Origin of the sequence: Massilia rhizosphaerae, from assembly GCF_016093545.1 — a bacterium.
Lineage (GTDB): Bacteria > Pseudomonadota > Gammaproteobacteria > Burkholderiales > Burkholderiaceae_D > Telluria > Telluria rhizosphaerae.
In genome coordinates this window covers 125,980-140,937 of sequence record NZ_JADKYX010000005.1, presented here as the reverse complement: position 1 = coordinate 140,937, position 14,958 = coordinate 125,980, and the positions used below count along the sequence as shown (strand labels likewise).

At 70.0% G+C, this 14,958-nt stretch carries 10 protein-coding genes; 6 read left to right on the top strand and 4 right to left on the bottom strand.

Features of this window, described 5'->3' with window-relative positions; genetic code table 11:
* The first annotated feature begins 70 nt into the window (after positions 1-70).
* The 5 genes from tssM to ISF28_RS10335 are packed head-to-tail and all read left to right on the top strand — an operon-like array spanning position 71 to position 7,633.
* A complete protein-coding gene (gene tssM, locus ISF28_RS10355; protein ID WP_198117097.1) occupies positions 71-3,850 on the top strand; it encodes a type VI secretion system membrane subunit TssM in 3,780 nt (1,259 codons plus the stop codon).
* The gene (gene tagF, locus ISF28_RS10350) at positions 3,847-4,833 is read left to right on the top strand and encodes a type VI secretion system-associated protein TagF (RefSeq protein WP_198117096.1); all 987 of its coding nucleotides are present in this window, start codon (positions 3,847-3,849) and stop codon (positions 4,831-4,833) included. The genes tssM and tagF overlap by 4 nt, the downstream gene beginning before the upstream one ends.
* 1 nt (position 4,834) lies before the next feature.
* Complete coding sequence (locus ISF28_RS10345; protein WP_198117095.1) at positions 4,835-5,617, top strand: OmpA family protein; 783 nt, start codon at positions 4,835-4,837, stop codon at positions 5,615-5,617.
* A 22-nt stretch (positions 5,618-5,639) separates the two neighbouring features.
* Entirely contained in the window at positions 5,640-6,659 is a 1,020-nt protein-coding gene (tssA, locus tag ISF28_RS10340; protein ID WP_198117210.1) for a type VI secretion system protein TssA, read from the top strand.
* A gap of 41 nt (positions 6,660-6,700) precedes the next feature.
* Entirely contained in the window at positions 6,701-7,633 is a 933-nt protein-coding gene (locus ISF28_RS10335; RefSeq protein ID WP_198117094.1) for a LysR family transcriptional regulator, read from the top strand.
* On the opposite strand, the gene ISF28_RS10330 is transcribed toward ISF28_RS10335, so the two are convergent.
* Complete coding sequence (locus tag ISF28_RS10330; RefSeq protein ID WP_198117093.1) at positions 7,587-8,318, bottom strand: SDR family oxidoreductase; 732 nt, start codon at positions 8,316-8,318, stop codon at positions 7,587-7,589. The two genes, ISF28_RS10335 and ISF28_RS10330, sit on opposite strands and share 47 nt — an antisense overlap.
* Before the next feature lie 196 nt (positions 8,319-8,514).
* Between ISF28_RS10330 and ISF28_RS10325 the strand changes: the two genes are divergently transcribed.
* A complete protein-coding gene (locus ISF28_RS10325; RefSeq protein WP_198117092.1) occupies positions 8,515-10,407 on the top strand; it encodes a glycoside hydrolase family 97 protein in 1,893 nt (630 codons plus the stop codon).
* A 25-nt stretch (positions 10,408-10,432) separates the two neighbouring features.
* Here ISF28_RS10325 and ISF28_RS10320 read toward each other — a convergent pair whose 3' ends face one another.
* Genes ISF28_RS10320 through ISF28_RS10310 form a run of 3 tightly spaced genes read right to left on the bottom strand, consistent with a single transcriptional unit; the run spans position 10,433 to position 14,951 of the window.
* Complete coding sequence (locus ISF28_RS10320) at positions 10,433-11,473, bottom strand: LacI family DNA-binding transcriptional regulator (RefSeq protein WP_198117091.1); 1,041 nt, start codon at positions 11,471-11,473, stop codon at positions 10,433-10,435.
* Positions 11,470-12,573 (bottom strand): glycoside hydrolase family 43 protein, encoded by a 1,104-nt coding sequence (locus ISF28_RS10315; protein ID WP_198117090.1) that lies wholly within the window; start codon positions 12,571-12,573, stop codon positions 11,470-11,472. Before ISF28_RS10315 ends, ISF28_RS10320 begins: the two co-directional genes overlap by 4 nt.
* Positions 12,574-12,587: 14 nt before the next feature.
* On the bottom strand, positions 12,588-14,951 hold the full coding sequence (locus tag ISF28_RS10310) for a beta-galactosidase (protein ID WP_198117089.1): 2,364 nt from the start codon (positions 14,949-14,951) through the stop codon (positions 12,588-12,590).
* Between the last annotated feature and the right edge of the window lie 7 nt (positions 14,952-14,958).

The window sequence follows — 14,958 nt, the reverse complement described above, 5'->3', positions numbered from 1 at the left end:
CACCGGCATCGCATCGCCCGCAACAAGGCATAACCCGGCATAACACGGCATTCAACACACTTTCGTCATCATGCAAAAAATCTGGCATTTCCTGACCACCCGCACCAGCCTGGCCGTCATCGGCTGGGTGGCCTTCGCCGCGCTGCTGTTCACGACGGCGCGGCTGCTGCAATGGCCGTCCACCCTGCCCTGGATCGTGCTCGGCGTCGCGCTGCTCGCGGGCGCCGGCCTGTGGGCGTGGCGGCGCTGGCGCCATGCGCGCAAGGCCGCGCGGATCGGCGCCATGCTCGAACAGCAGGCCGACAAGCCCGTCCCCGACGCCACCCAGCGCCAGGAGACGGAAGTCATCCGCAAGCGCCTGCTGGAGGCCATCGCCACGATCAAGGGCTCCAAGCTGGGCCAGTTGTCGGGCAGCGCCGCGCTGTACGAACTGCCGTGGTACATGATCATCGGGAACCCGGCGGCCGGCAAGAGCACGGCCATCGCCAGCTCCGGCCTGCAGTTCCCGTTCGCCGACAGCAAGGTCGTGCAGGGCGTGGGCGGCACGCGCAACTGCGACTGGTTCTTCACGACCGAGGGCATCCTGCTCGACACGGCCGGACGCTATTCCGTCGTCGACGAGGACCGCGCGGAGTGGTTCGGCTTCCTCGACCTGCTCAAGAAGCATCGCCGCAAGGCGCCGATCAACGGCGTCGTCATCGCGGTCAGCATCGCGGAACTGACGCGCAACCGTCCCGAGTTCGCGATCGACCTCGCCAAGAACCTGCGCCAGCGCGTGCAGGAATTGACGGAACGGCTGGAGGTGCACGCGCCGGTCTACGTCGTGTTCACCAAGGCCGACCTGATCGACGGCTTCAACGAATTCTTCCACGAGAGCGAACGCGCCGAGCGCGAACAGGTGTGGGGCGCCACGCTGCCCTACGACCAGCACGCGGCCAGCGAACGCCTGCTCGACCTGTTCGACGCCCGCTTCGACGAGTTGTACGACGGCCTCAAGGAACTGAGCCTCGCGAACATGGCGCTGCAGCGCCGCGAGACCATGCCGTCCGGCGTGTTCACGTTCCCGCTCGAATTCGCGTCGATCAAGCCGGCGCTGCGTGCGTTCGTCGCCACGCTGTTCGAGGACAACCCGTTCCAGTTCAAGCCCGTGTTCCGCGGCTTCTACTTCACGAGCGCGCTGCAGGAGGGCGAGACGGTGTCGACGTCGTCCGCCCGCGTGGCCCAGCGCTTCGACCTGCGCCTCGCGCCGCCCGCGCACGACGAGCAGCACCACCAGCAGGGGTACTTCCTCCTCAACCTGTTCCGCAAGGTGATCTTCGCCGACAGGGATCTCGTCGCGCAGTACGCCAGCCCCGCCAAGACGCGCCTGCGCTATGCCGCGTTCTTCGCGGCGACGGCCGTCGTCGGCCTCGCGCTGGCCGGCTGGAGCTGGTCGTACATGAACAACCGCCAGCTCGTCGCCAACGTCCAGGCCGACCTGGACCAGGCCATCCGCGTGCAGGGCAAGAGCCTCGACCTGCAGTCGCGCTTCCAGGCGCTGGAGATCCTGCAGGACCGCATCGAACAGCTCGACCGCTATGCCGAGCACCGGCCGCTGTCCCTCAGCCTCGGCCTGTACCAGGGCAATCTGCTGGACCGCAAGCTGAAGGAGGAGTATTTCAACGGCGTGCGCGAGGTGATGCTGAAGCCCGTCACGCAGTCGCTGGAATCGTACCTGGCCGACGTGAACGGCAACGCCGCCCAGCTGCAGCCCATGAACAAGCCGGCGGGCGCCGCGGCCGCCGCGGCCGCCGACGCGCCGCAGCAGTTCAAGGACGCGTCGCCGGCGGACACCGAGGATGCCTACAACGCGCTCAAGACCTACCTGATGCTGGGCGATAAATCGCGCGCCGAAAGCGCCCACCTGAACGACCAGCTGACGCGCTTCTGGCGCAACTGGCTGGAGGCGAACCGCGGCGCCATGCCGCGCGAGCAGATGATCCGCAGCGCCGAGCGCATGATCACGTTCTACCTCGCCCAGGTCAACGACCCGTCCTGGCCCGTCATCGACACCCGCCTCGCGCTCGTCGACCAGACCCGCGACAACCTGCGCCGCGTCGTGCGCGGCATGCCGGCGCGGGAACGCGTGTACGCCGACATCAAGGCGCGCGCGTCCACGCGCTATCCGTCGATCACGGTGGCGCGCATCGTGGGCGACCAGGACAAGGATCTCGTCCTCGGCAGCTACGCGATCTCCGGCGCGTTCACGCGCGAGGCCTGGGAAGGCTATGTGCAGCAGGCGTTCCGCGACGCCGCCAACCGCGAGCTGCAGAGCGCCGACTGGGTGCTCAAGACGGCGGCGCGCGACGACCTCACGCTGGAAGGCAGCCCGGAACAGATCCAGAAATCGCTCGTCGACCTGTACAAGACCGAGTACGCGCGCGAGTGGCAGAAGTTCATGCAGGGCGTGACCATGAAGGACCTGGACGGCTTCGACGGCGCGGCCGCCGCCATGAACCGCCTGGGCGATCCGCAGAATTCGCCCATCGCCAAGCTCATGTCCACGGTCTACGAACAGACGTCGTGGGACAACCCGACCCTGGCCGGCGCCACCCTGCAGCGCGCGCAGAAAGGTTTTACCGGCTGGTTCCGCGCGACGATCCTGCGCCAGAAGCCGGCCATCGTCAACGTCAGCCTGCCCGTGCCCGGCACGCCGAATGCGGCCGGACAGAGTGGCACCGCGGCGCTCGGCCCGGTCGGCCGCGAATTCGCCGGCGTCGCCCGCCTCGTCGTCGCGCGCGACAAGGATGCGTCGCTGCTGCGCGGCTACATCGACGACCTGTCCAAGCTGCGCGCGCGCTTCAACCAGATCAAGAACCAGGGCGACCCCGGCCCCGGCGCCAAGCAGCTGATGCAGCAGACGCTGGACGGCAGCGGCTCCGAGCTGGCCGACCTGCTGCGCTACGTCGACGAGCAGATGCTGGTCGGGATGACGGACACCCAGCGCCAGGCCTTGCGCCCGGTGCTCGTGCGCCCGCTGATGCAGACGTTCGCCGTGATCGTGCGGCCGGCGGAAGCGGAGATCAACAAGGTGTGGACCGCCCAGGTGGTCCAGCCGTTCAACCGCAACCTGGCGCTCAAGTACCCGTTCGCGACCGAATCGAAGGCCGAGGCGAGCAACGCGGAGATCGGCGAGATCTTCGGCCCGGAGGGCGCGATCGCGAAATTCTTCAACACGACGGTCGGCCCGCTGGTCGTGCGCCGCGGCGACTCGCTCAGCCCGCGCACGTGGGCCGACATGGGGATCAACCTCGCGCCGAACGTCGTCGCGAGCTTCCCGGGCTGGGTCGCGCCGCTGGCCGCCGGCGGCGTCGCCAACGCGGCGGCCAGCAGCGGCGGCGAGGCGCAGACCCGTTTCGACCTGCAGGCGCTGGGCACGCAGGGCGCCACCGAATTCACGCTGGAGATCGACGGCCAGGCGCTGCGCTGGCGCGGCCAGCCGCAGCCCTGGGTGCACATGGTGTGGCCGAATCCGGCCGGCGTGCCGGGCGCGAAGATCACGGCGCTGACGCCGGAAGGCCGCAACGTCGTCGTGCTGGACGAGCCGGGCCACTTCGGCCTCAAGAAGATGATCGACTCGGCCCAGCGCAAGCGCAAGGACGGCGGCGTGTTCGAACTCTCGTGGCAGAACGCGGGCGTGACGGTGACGGCGAACCTGAAGGTCCTGCCGGCCGCCCCGGCGCCGGCGCCCGTCCAGGCGGCCGCGCCGGCCCAGGGATTCAAGCGCCTGCGCCTGCCGGACACGATCACGGCGCCGCGCGCAGCGACGCCGGCGCCGCTGCGCACGGCCATGGCGGGAGACGCGCAATGAGCCGCCAGGCCACCCCCGTCAGCGTCGGCTACTTCGGCAAGCTGCCCAGCCGCGGCGACTTCGTGCGCGCCAGCGCCAGCCCGGCCTTGCTGAAGGTGCTGGACGACTGGCTGTCGGAAGCGATGGACCTGATGAGCACCAATGCGCGCTGGAAGCTCGCGTACGACGCCGCCGCGCCGCTGCACTTCGCCTTCGTCGGCCCGCGCCGGCGCCACGCGATCGGCGGCCACATCGTCGCCAGCAGCGACGCGTCGAGCCGGCGCTATCCTTTCCTGATGGCCGGTGCGATGGAAATCGCGGAGCCGGCGGCCTTCCTGCCCACGACCCCGCTCGTGTTCACGCGCCTGTGGAGCCGGCTCGAGACGCTGACGGCGGGCGTGCGCAACGCGGGCGATCCGGCCGCGCCGCTGGCCGCCGCGAGCGGCCAGCCCATCGCGCTGGACCTTGGCGCGTCCGCCTACGACGCCGCGTTCGACGACTTCCTCGACGTGCAGACGATCGCCGCGCTGGACGTGCTGCTGGCCGGCGCCGGCTTTCGCGTCACCACGCGCCAGGTGCTGCTGGCGCTGGGCATGCTGCTGCAGCCCGTGCTGGCCAGCGGGTCCGGGCGGCTCGACAAGAGCCTCGTGCTGCCGCTGCCGGACGACGCCATCCACCGCAACCTCGTGGCCGCGTTCTGGATGCACGTGATCGCGCCGTTCCTGGCGCGCGCCGACTTCGAGCTGGCGCTGTTCGTCACCCGGCTGGAACGCCGGCCCGCGCTCGTCGTCGGCTTTTCCGGCGCCTCCGCGCAGACCTTGCGCACCCTGATCGACCCGCAGGCCGGCCTGGACCACCTCATCGCGTTCGCGGACCTCGAGTGGGTCGAGGACCAGGTCGATGCCGACTACGGCGTGCGCAAGCTCTCGGCCTACCTGGCGCAAGGCGGCCTGTCCCTCAAGTCCGCGCTCGATTCCGTCGGCGCGGCATTCATCGGAACCTGATATGCGACTCTTCCCCCTCCTGTTCATCGCCCTGTGCTGCGCCGGCGCGGCGGCCGCGCAGAACATCGCGCCGGCGCCCGCCGCGCCGCAGCCGGGCCAGGTGCTGGTCAGCGGCACCGTGCCGGACGACGCGACCAAGGCCGCCGTCCTCGCCAGGCTGCGCGACGTCTACGGTCTGGATCGCGTCGTCGACCAGATCGCCGTCGGCCCCGTCGCCACGCCGGCCAACTGGAACGGCTACGTGCAGAAGCTGATCACGCCGGACCTGCGCCAGATCAGCCGCGGCCAGCTCAAGATCGACGGCAGCAACGTCAGCCTGCACGGCGAAGTCGCCAACGAGGCGCTGCGCCAGCGCATCGCCAGCAACGTCGCCACGAACCTGAACCCGACCTATACCGTCAACAACGGCCTGCGCGTGGCCGCCGCCGAGCAGGCCCTGCTCGACAACACGCTCGGTAACCGCACCGTCGAATTCGAAAGCGGCAAGGCGGCGTTGACGCCCGCCGGCCGCGCGATCCTCGACGAGATGGTGGGCGCGATGCTGAAGCTGAAGGGCCGCCGCGTCGAGATCATCGGCCACACGGACAGCGCCGGCCTGCGCGCCAGCAACGTGAGCCTGAGCCAGGCCAGGGCCGCCACCGTGAAGGCCTACCTGGCGGCGCACGGCATCGCGGAAGAGAACCTCAGCACGAGCGGCCAGGGTCCGGACCGCCCCATCGCCAGCAACGACACCGCCGAGGGCCGCGCGCGCAACCGCCGCATCGAATTCCGCCTCGTGCAATGACCGAACGATGAAAGACACCGCCATGTTTTCCGCCGACGCCCTGCTCGCCCCGATCTCCGCCGCGCACCCGTGCGGCGCCGACCTCGCGTTTTCTCCCGACCTGGACGCCATCGCCCGCGCCCGCGAATTCGACGACCCGTCGCTCGCGCAGGGCGAGTGGGTCACGGACCTCAAGGAAGCCGACTGGGGCTTCGTCGTCGACCGCTGCGCGCTTCTGTTGGCCGAGCAGACGAAGGACCTGCGCCTGGCCGTCTGGCTCACCGAGGCGGCCGCCAGGCGCCACCACCTGCGCGGCCTGGGCGAAGGTTTCCGCCTGCTGGCCGGGCTGTGCGAGCGTTACTGGGACGCGGGTTTGTACCCGGAAGCGGACGGCGGCGACCAGGAACAGCGCATCGGCAACCTCGCGTGGATTTTGTCGCGCACGCGCGCCCTCGTGCGCGAGATGCCGCTGACGGACGGCCGCGGCACGGCGTATTCGACGGTGGACTTCGAGGCCGCGCGCCGCCGCGCCGCCGCCGGCGACGCCGACACGCCGCCGCGCCTGGCCGACATGGAAGCGGCGCGGCGCGCGAGCCCGCCGGCCTTCCTCGACGCGTTGCGCGCCGATGCGCTGGCCTGCCTGGACGCGCTGGCGCAGCTGGAACGGGCGGCCGACGCGCGCCTGGGCCAGGACAGCCCGGGCTTTTCCGCCGCGCGCGACGCCGTGCAGACGCTGCTGCACGCGCTGCCCGCGCCGGCCGCGACGCCACAACCGCCCGCCCTCGAATCGCCGGCGCCGGCGGAGGTGCAGGTCGTCGCCGCGGCACCGCAGCCGCTGCCCGCCGCCGGCGCGATCCGCTCGCGCGCGGACGCGATCGCCCAGCTGCGCACCATCGCGAAGTTCTTCCGCGAGACGGAGCCGCACAGCCCCGTCTCGTATTTCGCCGAGAAGGCCGCGAGCGCGGGCGAGCAGGACTTGCACACCTGGCTGCGCTCCGTGATCAAGGACCAGGGCGCGCTGGCCCACCTGGAGGAAATGCTCGGGGTGCCGCCGCCGGCCTGAGTCCGCAGTACAATCGGGTCCATCGTCATCCGCCCTTCACCATGGATCTGAAACGCCTGAAGACATTCGTCCACGTGGCCCGCACGCTGAACTTCAGCGAGGCCGCGCGCCGGATCCATCGCACGCAGTCGAGCGTCACGGAGCAGATCCAGGCGCTCGAGGCCGACCTCGGCGTGGCATTGTTCGACCGCGCGCACCGCAAGCTCGCGCTGACGCCCGCGGGCGAGTGCCTGCTCGACCACGCGACGCGCCTGATCGAACTGGCCGACGCCGCCCGCGCCGCCGTCCTCGCGGCGGGCGGCGGCGCCACGCACACGCTGGTCGTGGGCGGCATCGAGACCATCGCGGCCGCGTTCCTGCCCGACGTCGTGGCGCGGATGGCGGCGGCCCATCCGCACGTGAGCGTCCGGGTGACCGTCGGCGCCACGTCGGCCCTGCACGCGGGCGTGAGGGACGGATCGCTCGACGCGGCCTGCTTCTTCGGCACGCTCGCGCCGGACGGCGACGTCGCGTCCAGCGTGGTCGCGCACGAGCCGCTCGTGCTGGTCGTGCCGCCCGCCCACCCGCTGGCCGCCAAGGCGCCGGCCGGCGCGAGCTACGCCGACATCGCGCACGAACCGTTTCTCGTCACGGGCCAGGGCTGCGCCTACCGCCGCATGTTCGAGTCCGCGCTGCACGCGCGGCCGGACGCGCGGCCGCGCATCGCGGGCGAATTCGACAGCGTGGCCGCCATCGTCGGCCTCGTGGAACGGGGCCTGGGCTGCGCCATCGTGCCGCGCATGGTGCCGGCGCTCGCGGATGCGCGGGTGGCCGTCGTGCCGTGGCTGGGCGACGCGGCGACGGTGCCGGTGTCGGTCGCCTGGCGCAAGCGGACGGCGCCCGCCATCGCGGCGTTGCTGGCCGCCCTCCCCGCGTCGGCCGGCGCCGCTACACCAGGCGATGACCGCCGTCGAGATGCAATACCGTCCCCGTGACGAAGCCGTTGTGCATCAGGAAGCGGATGCCGTCGGCGATGTCCTCGGGCCGGCCGATGCGGCCGACGGGCAGCTTCTGCGCCATCGCGTCCAGCCTCGCGCGCGCCTCGGCGCCGGCGACGTGCTGCCAGATGGGCGTGTCGACCCAGCCCGGCGACACGACGTTCACACGGATCGGCGCCAGTTCGACGGCCAGCGCATAGGCCAGCGATTCGAGCGCGCCGTTGACGCCCGCGACGACGGACCCGCGCGCCGCCGGGCGGTAGGCCGCGATCCCCGACGTGAACGTGATGGAGCCTCTCGCCGCGAGCCGCGGCGCGCCGTGCCTGGCCAGCAGCAGCGGTCCGATGAACTTGGAGTCGACGACCTTGCGGGCGGCGGCCACGTCCAGCGCCGGCAGCAGCTCGTAGGCGCCCGCGATGTCCGCCGCGGTGGACACGATGTGGTCCACGTCCCCGCATTGCTCGAACAGGCGGACGACGTCGTCCTCTTGCGTGATGTCGGCCGCGATCGTGCGCACGTCGCCGACGTCGGCCAGTGCCGCCCGCGCCCGCGCCAGCCTGTCGGCCGAGCGGCCCGCGATGACGACGGCCGCGCCGTCCGCGAGCAGCGTTCGCGCGAGGCTCAGCCCCATGCCGGAACTGCCGCCGGCGATCAATACCCGTTCCTGTCGTGCTTCAACCATGTCGTTGCTCTCCTGTCGCTAGCGTTTACCGGACTGCGTGTGTGCAGGCCGACGATTGTCGTGCCGGGCCGCGCGCAGGGGAAACGGGAAATGCCGATCACCGCCATCGGAAACGCCGAGAATGATTGCGTTCCCCATCCGACATCTGCTAGCATGTGATCGATAACAAACACGACGACTTCTGGAGACCTGACCCATGCGTATGCTGATCGCCGCCCTGTGCCTGCTGGGCACCACCCTCGCCCACGCGGCCGGGACGGACCTCGACGAGCGCCTCGCCTCGCCCGACGGCCACATCGTCCTCGAACTCACGCAGAAAACGGACGCCGCCGGCAAGCGGGCGCTGTACTACAACGTGCGCTACGACGGCGAACCCGTGATCCGCGACTCCCTGCTGGAACTGCGGCTCGACAACCACCTGTCCGAAAGCGCGATGGCGCTGCCCATCGACCATCACGCGCGCTGGTTCGAGAACCTGAGCGTGACCGGCGTGCACCGCGCGGCCCACGACAGCACGTGGACCCCGGTGACGGGCGACCGCGCGCACATCCGCGACCACTACCAGGCGCTCACCGTCGACCTGGTCAAGGACGACAACCCGACCTACAAGCTGGCGGTCGAGGTGCGCGCCTACGACGCGGGCGTGGCGCTGCGCTTCGCCTTCCCCGAAAATCCGAAAGGCACCTACTACCGCATCGTCGGCGAGGACGTGGAATTCGTCATGCCCGCCGGCACCCGCGCGTGGTTCCACGGCTGGGCGCAAGCCCCGTACAAGCTGCTGCCGCTGCACGACTGGCCCGATCAGTCCGAGCGTCCGCTCACGCTGGCCCTGCCGAACGGCCTGTCCGTCGCGCTGCTGGAAGCGCGCATGGTCGATTATGCGCGCACCAAGTTCAAGCTGAGCGCGGACAAGCCCGACACGATCGTCACCGCCATGCACGGCCCGGCCGACCTGATCTCGCCGTTCGCGACGCCGTGGCGCGGCATCATGATCGCGCGCCGTCCCGGCCAGCTGATCGAGAACGACGACTTCATCCTGAACCTGAACGACGCGTCGCGCATCGCGGACACGTCCTGGATCAAGCCGGGCAAGATCATGCGCATCATGTCGCTGACGACCAAGGACGCCAAGGCGAACATCGACTTCGCCGCCCGCCATCACCTGCAATACGTGCTGATCGACTTCAAGTGGTACGGCAACGCCTTCTCGTTCGACGCCGACCCGAGCAAGGTGGCGCTTCCCGACTTCGACCTGCCCGCCATCATCGCCTACGCGAAGGAACACGGCATCGGCGTGTGGCTGTACGTGAACCAGCAAGGCCTGCTGGCCCAGTCGGACACGCTGTTCAAGACCTACCGCGACTGGGGCGTCAAGGGCGTCAAGTTCGGCTTCGTGCAGGTCGGCTCGCACCGCTGGACCACCTGGCTCGAGAAAGCCATCCAGCAGGCGGCCGATGCGCACATCATGGTCAACATCCACGACGACTGGCGCCCCACCGGCGAACAACGCACCTGGCCCAACCTGATGACGGCGGAAGGCATCCGCGGCAACGAAGAGATGCCGGACGCCACCCACAACACGGTGCTGCCGTTCGTGCGCTTCCTTGCCGGTCCGGCCGACTATACGATCTGCTACTACGACCCGCGCATCAAGACCACGCACGCGCACCAGCTGGCGCTCGCCGTCGTCTACTACAGCCCCCTGCAGACGCTGTACTGGTACGACACGCCGGAGCGGTCGCACGACGAGCCGGAGCTGGCGTTCTGGGACCGCATCCCGACCACGTGGGACGAGACGCGCGTGCTGGACGGCGCGCCCGGCCGCGACGTGACGGTCGCCCGCCGCAAGGGCGACGAATGGTTCGTCGGCAGCATCACCAACACCGAAGCGCGCCGCGTGCCCCTGCACCTGGACTTCCTGCCGCCGGGCCGGTCCTACGAAGCGACGATCTACGCGGACGACCCGAATGCGCCCACGCGCACGCACGTGGGCATCCGCCGGCAAAAGGTGGACGCGCGCACGGTGCTGCAGCTCGACCTGCCCGCTTCCGGCGGCCAGGCCCTGTGGCTGCGTCCCGTGACGCCTTGATGGAAAAATGAGCGGCGGCCGGCGCTCAGCCGGCCGCGCCCGTGGATTCGCGCACGACCAGCGTGTAGGGCATCAACCGGTGCTGCGGCGTGTGCGCATGGCCGGTGCGCTGCAGGCGGATGTGTTCGATCAGCAGCGCGACCGCGCTGCACGCCATCTCCGTGATCGGCTGGCGGATCGTCGTCAGTTCCGGCCACACGGTGGTCGCGACCGGCGTATCGTCGAAGCCGCAAATGGCGATGTCGTCCGGCACGCGCAGATGCAGGCCGTGGGCGACCGCGACGACGGCCGCCGCCATGTCGTCGTTGCAGGCGAAGATGGCGGTGGGACGGGTCGGTTGCGACAGCAGCTCGCGCGCCGCCCGCAGCCCGGAACGATAAGTGAACATGCCCTGGGCGACGCGTTCGGCCGGCACGACGTGGCCGGCGGCGCGCATGGCGTCGATGAACGCCTGGTAGCGCAGCTGGGCCGGCGTGTGTTCGGGGTCGCCCTTGACGAAGCCGATGTCGGTATGGCCCTGCGACAGCAGGTAATTCGTCAACATGGTGGCGCCTTCGTAGTCGTCGATGCGCACGGCCGACATGCCGTGCGACGGACGGGCCGTCGCCACCGCCACGGTGGGAATGCCCAGTTCCGACAACTGCCGGATCGCCGCCGGCGCGTCGCACAACGGCGGCGGCACGAGGATGGCGTCGGCGCCGTTCTCGATCAGGCGGTCGATGGCCTGGCGCTGGCCCTGCAAGGTATCGCAGTGCTCCAGCAGCAGATGGGCGCCCTGGCGTCCGCATTCGCTCAGTGCGCCGACGAGGAAGGCGCTGAGAAAGGCGGCGCTGGGGTTGCCGTACAGGAGACCCACGCGCAAGGTGCCGATGCGCGCGGCGCGCGCCGCCACGTTGACCTGGTAATTGAGTTCGTCGATCGCGCGCACGACTTTTTCCCGCTTCTTCTCGCTGACGCCGGCGCTGCCGTTGACGACGCGCGAGACGGTCATGGCCGACACGCCGGCCCGTTTCGCGACGTCCCAGATCGTCGCGCTCGCGCCGGATTCGCTACGCGCGGCCTTCATCGTTCCCCGTCGCAGGGCAGCTTGTCCAGGTCGGCCAGGGTCCAGCTGTCGCGCCAGCGCACGACGGGCTTGCCGCCTTCCCATTCGACGGGCAGCCACACGTAGCGGCCGTCGATGGCATCGTGCTTGCGCCAGATGTCGAACATCAGGATATGCCGCGTGCAGCCGTTGCGGTGCAGGGTCAGCGCATACGTCGACTGGCCGCCGAACGTGATCTTCTGCTGTTCCGGCGTGCCGCGCACCGGGTTGCCGAGCGGCTTCCACGGGCCGAACATGTGGTCCGCGACGTACGACTTCGCCGCGTTCGGCGCCCAGCCCGTCAGGCCCGACGTCACGAGGTAGTATCTGCCGCCGTGCTTGAAGATGGCCGGGGCTTCGTCGTCGCCGTTCGGCGTCATGCGCGCATACTGCCCGGCCGAGTGCAGGTAGTCGTCCGTCAGCCGCGAGATGTGCATCGTATGGTTTTCCTCCGACGCGTAGATGTCGTAGGCCGTGCCGTCGTCGTCGACGAACAGGGTCATGTCGCGCGCCATCTGGCCGCCGGCGTGGTCGCGCGCGAGGAACGACGTGGCGGGATCCTTGTCGGCGGCCGTCACGTCGACGGGCCAGGCGCCGGCGTCCGGCCGGAACGAACCCTGGTAGACGTACGGCCCCGTCACCTTGTCGGCCACGGCCACGCCCGCGCGCGCGGCGTCGTAGCGGTGGCCCTTCAGCTCGAGGTGGAACCACATCACATACTTGCCAGTCTTCGGATTCTGGATGACCTTCGGCCGTTCGATGATCGCGCCCTTGACGATGTCGCTGGCCGGATCGGTGCTGACCGCGAGGGCAATGCCTTCGTCGTGCCAGTCGGTCAGGTTGCGCGAGCTGTACACGTGGACGCCGACCTGGGCGCGGTTGCCGGCCTCGCCGGCCACCTTGTGCTCGCCGAACCAGTAATACACGCCGTGGTCCTCCAGGATGCCGCCGCCGTGCGCATTGATGTGCACGCCCTTGTCGTCGGGCCACAGCGCGCCCGGCCGGAACATGTCGGCCGCCCCGGCGTGGCATGCGGCGCCCAGCAGGGCCGCGGCCACGAATACTCTCGTCTTGCTCTTCATCTCGTGTCTCCTCTTTATTGGTCTGTCGCCAGCGCGGCCCCCACATAGGCGCGGAAGCGGCGGATGCGCCCCGTCACGCCTTCCGGCCCCTGGCGCGGCACGTAGCGTAGGCCCGCCACTTCCATGGTCCGGCCCAGGTCGAGCACGAGCCGGTGCGGGTAGCTCGCGCCCGTCAGCGCCGTGATCCAGTAATCGCTGTTCTGGCCATTGATCGCGTTGAGCGCCCCGCCGTCTTCCTTCGTCGATTCCTCGCTGTCGACCCAGGCGATGGTCCAGTTGGACTGATCCAGGGTCTTGCCGTCCTTGTCCAGCAGGGACAGCTCCGCCACGGCAGCATACGGCTTGCCGTCGAAAGCGTCGAGTGCTTCCAGGCAGAACTGGCGGCCGGTCGCAGGAAGCGCGAAGCGCACGTCCTGCGTCTGCGAACCGGGCGCGAACTCGCCCTCGTGCACAGGCTTCACGCCGTCCAGGTGCAGGCGCACGGTGCTGGGCGGGCGCGGCAGGTCGCGTTCGCGGTGCGGCTGGTCGAGGATCGGCGCGGCCAGGCCGGCGATCGTGGGTACGCCCTGCCCGCGCGGCCCGGTCAGGTCCAGCACGACGACCTCGTTGCGGCCCTTGCGCAGCCACGGTCCCGGCAGGTACATCGTCTGCGTGGGACCGATGCTCCAGAAACGCCCCAGGCAGCGGCCGTTGACCCACACGACGCCCTGGCCCCATGCCGACATGTCGAGGAAGGTGTCGTCCGTGCGCGCGGCATCGAACCCGCCGCGGTAGAACGCGGCGCCCTTGCCGCGCCCCTTCTTGAACGCAAGCGGCGGCAGCACGCCGTCCGCATCGAAATCGAGGGCGCGGATTTCCCAGTGTTCCAGCGGCGCCGCGGTCCCGCCCTTGGGCGTGAACGTGACCGGACCATGGATGCCCTTGCGGTCGTGGACTTCGGGGCCGAAGTTCACCCGCGCGATCGTGTACAGCAGGATCTCGAGCACGGCCGGCTTGGCGCGCGCCGGCACGTCGACCTTGTAGCGGCGGTAGCGCGTGTCGAACGTGCCGATCTGCTTGCCGTCCAGGTGGACCCACGCCAGGTCGCGTGCCCGCGCCACTTCCACGACGCCGCCTGGACCCGCCGGCAAAGTCACGCGGTAGGACACGAGCCCGCGGCTGATGTCGTACTGCTCGATCGGACGGGGCGACACGTCCTTGATCACGCGCGCCGGCATGGCCGACTTCACCGCCACGGATTCCGCCAGCGCGAACGGAGGAATCGTCATCACGGGCATGCGCGGCGGCGGCGGCGGCAGCTTTTCGTCGGGCGCCAGGAACGGCGTGATGGCGGCGCGGTAGGCGTCGAACTTTGCGCCGATCCAGCCTGCCTCGCCGATCGGCGCGTCGTAGTCGTAGCTCGTCGTGTCGGGCCGGAACGGGCGGTCGCAGCCGCCCCACAGGCCGAACGTCGTGCCGCCGTGCGCCATGTACAGGCTGAACGAACCGTTCGCCTTCAGCATCGCGCTAATGTCCTTCGTCGCGCCTTCGACGCCGCCGCCGTGGTGCGTCGCGCCCCACGTGTCGAACCAGCCGGAATAGTATTCGCCGCACATGCGCGGGCCCTTCTGCACCGCGTCCAGCGCCTTGAAGCCGGCGGCCGGGTCGCTGCCGAAGTTCGCCACCGTGAACAGTTCGGGGATGTAGGTGCGGGCGACGGCGTTCGTCGGATTGCACTGGAACAGCGGGACGTCGAAGCCGGTGTCGAGCAGCGCCTGGCGCAGCGCGCGCAGGTAGCCCACGTCGTCGCCGTAGAAGCCGTATTCGTTCTCGACCTGCACCATCAGGATCGGACCGCCGTGCGTGACCTGCTGCGGCCCGAGCACGCGGCCGACTTCCTTCAGCCAGCGCCGCGCGGGCGCCAGATACGCTTCGTCGCGCGTGCGCAGGAAGGCGTCGCCGTCGTGCTTGAGCAGCCACCACGGCAGGCCGCCCATTTCCCATTCCGCGCAGGCATACGGGCCGGGGCGCAGGATCACCCACAGGCCTTCCGCCTGCGCGAGCCGGCAGAATTCGGCGGCGTCGCGCTGCGCGGCCCAGTCGTAGCGGCCTTCACGCCACTCGTGGTAATTCCAGAACAGGTAGGCGCACACCGCATTCAGGCCCATCGCCTTGATGGTCTTGAGGCGGTGCGACCAGTACTCGCGCGGCACGCGCGCGAAGTGCATTTCGCCGCAGCGGATCTGCAGCGGTTTCCCGTCCAGCAGGAAGTCGTGTTCGCCGATCGCAAAACGACGCGAGACCGCCGCGTGGACGATCCCGGAAACAGGCAGCAGCGCGCTGCCGACGGTCACGGCGCCGGCGCGCAGCACGCGCCGGCGGTGGAAATCGGTGGTCATTGATCGG

Excerpts from the sequence above, each read along its gene's own strand:
- ISF28_RS10320 (WP_198117091.1), bottom strand. The coding sequence starts at position 11,473 with ATGAAGGCCGCGCGTAGCGAATCCGGCGCGAGCGCGACGATCTGGGAC.
- tssM (WP_198117097.1), top strand. The coding sequence starts at position 71 with ATGCAAAAAATCTGGCATTTCCTGACCACCCGCACCAGCCTGGCCGTC.
- ISF28_RS10330 (WP_198117093.1), bottom strand. The coding sequence starts at position 8,318 with ATGGTTGAAGCACGACAGGAACGGGTATTGATCGCCGGCGGCAGTTCC.
- ISF28_RS10310 (WP_198117089.1), bottom strand. The coding sequence starts at position 14,951 with ATGACCACCGATTTCCACCGCCGGCGCGTGCTGCGCGCCGGCGCCGTG.
- tssA (WP_198117210.1), top strand. The coding sequence starts at position 5,640 with ATGTTTTCCGCCGACGCCCTGCTCGCCCCGATCTCCGCCGCGCACCCG.
- ISF28_RS10335 (WP_198117094.1), top strand. The coding sequence starts at position 6,701 with ATGGATCTGAAACGCCTGAAGACATTCGTCCACGTGGCCCGCACGCTG.
- ISF28_RS10315 (WP_198117090.1), bottom strand. The coding sequence starts at position 12,573 with ATGAAGAGCAAGACGAGAGTATTCGTGGCCGCGGCCCTGCTGGGCGCC.
- ISF28_RS10325 (WP_198117092.1), top strand. The coding sequence starts at position 8,515 with ATGCGTATGCTGATCGCCGCCCTGTGCCTGCTGGGCACCACCCTCGCC.
- ISF28_RS10345 (WP_198117095.1), top strand. The coding sequence starts at position 4,835 with ATGCGACTCTTCCCCCTCCTGTTCATCGCCCTGTGCTGCGCCGGCGCG.
- tagF (WP_198117096.1), top strand. The coding sequence starts at position 3,847 with ATGAGCCGCCAGGCCACCCCCGTCAGCGTCGGCTACTTCGGCAAGCTG.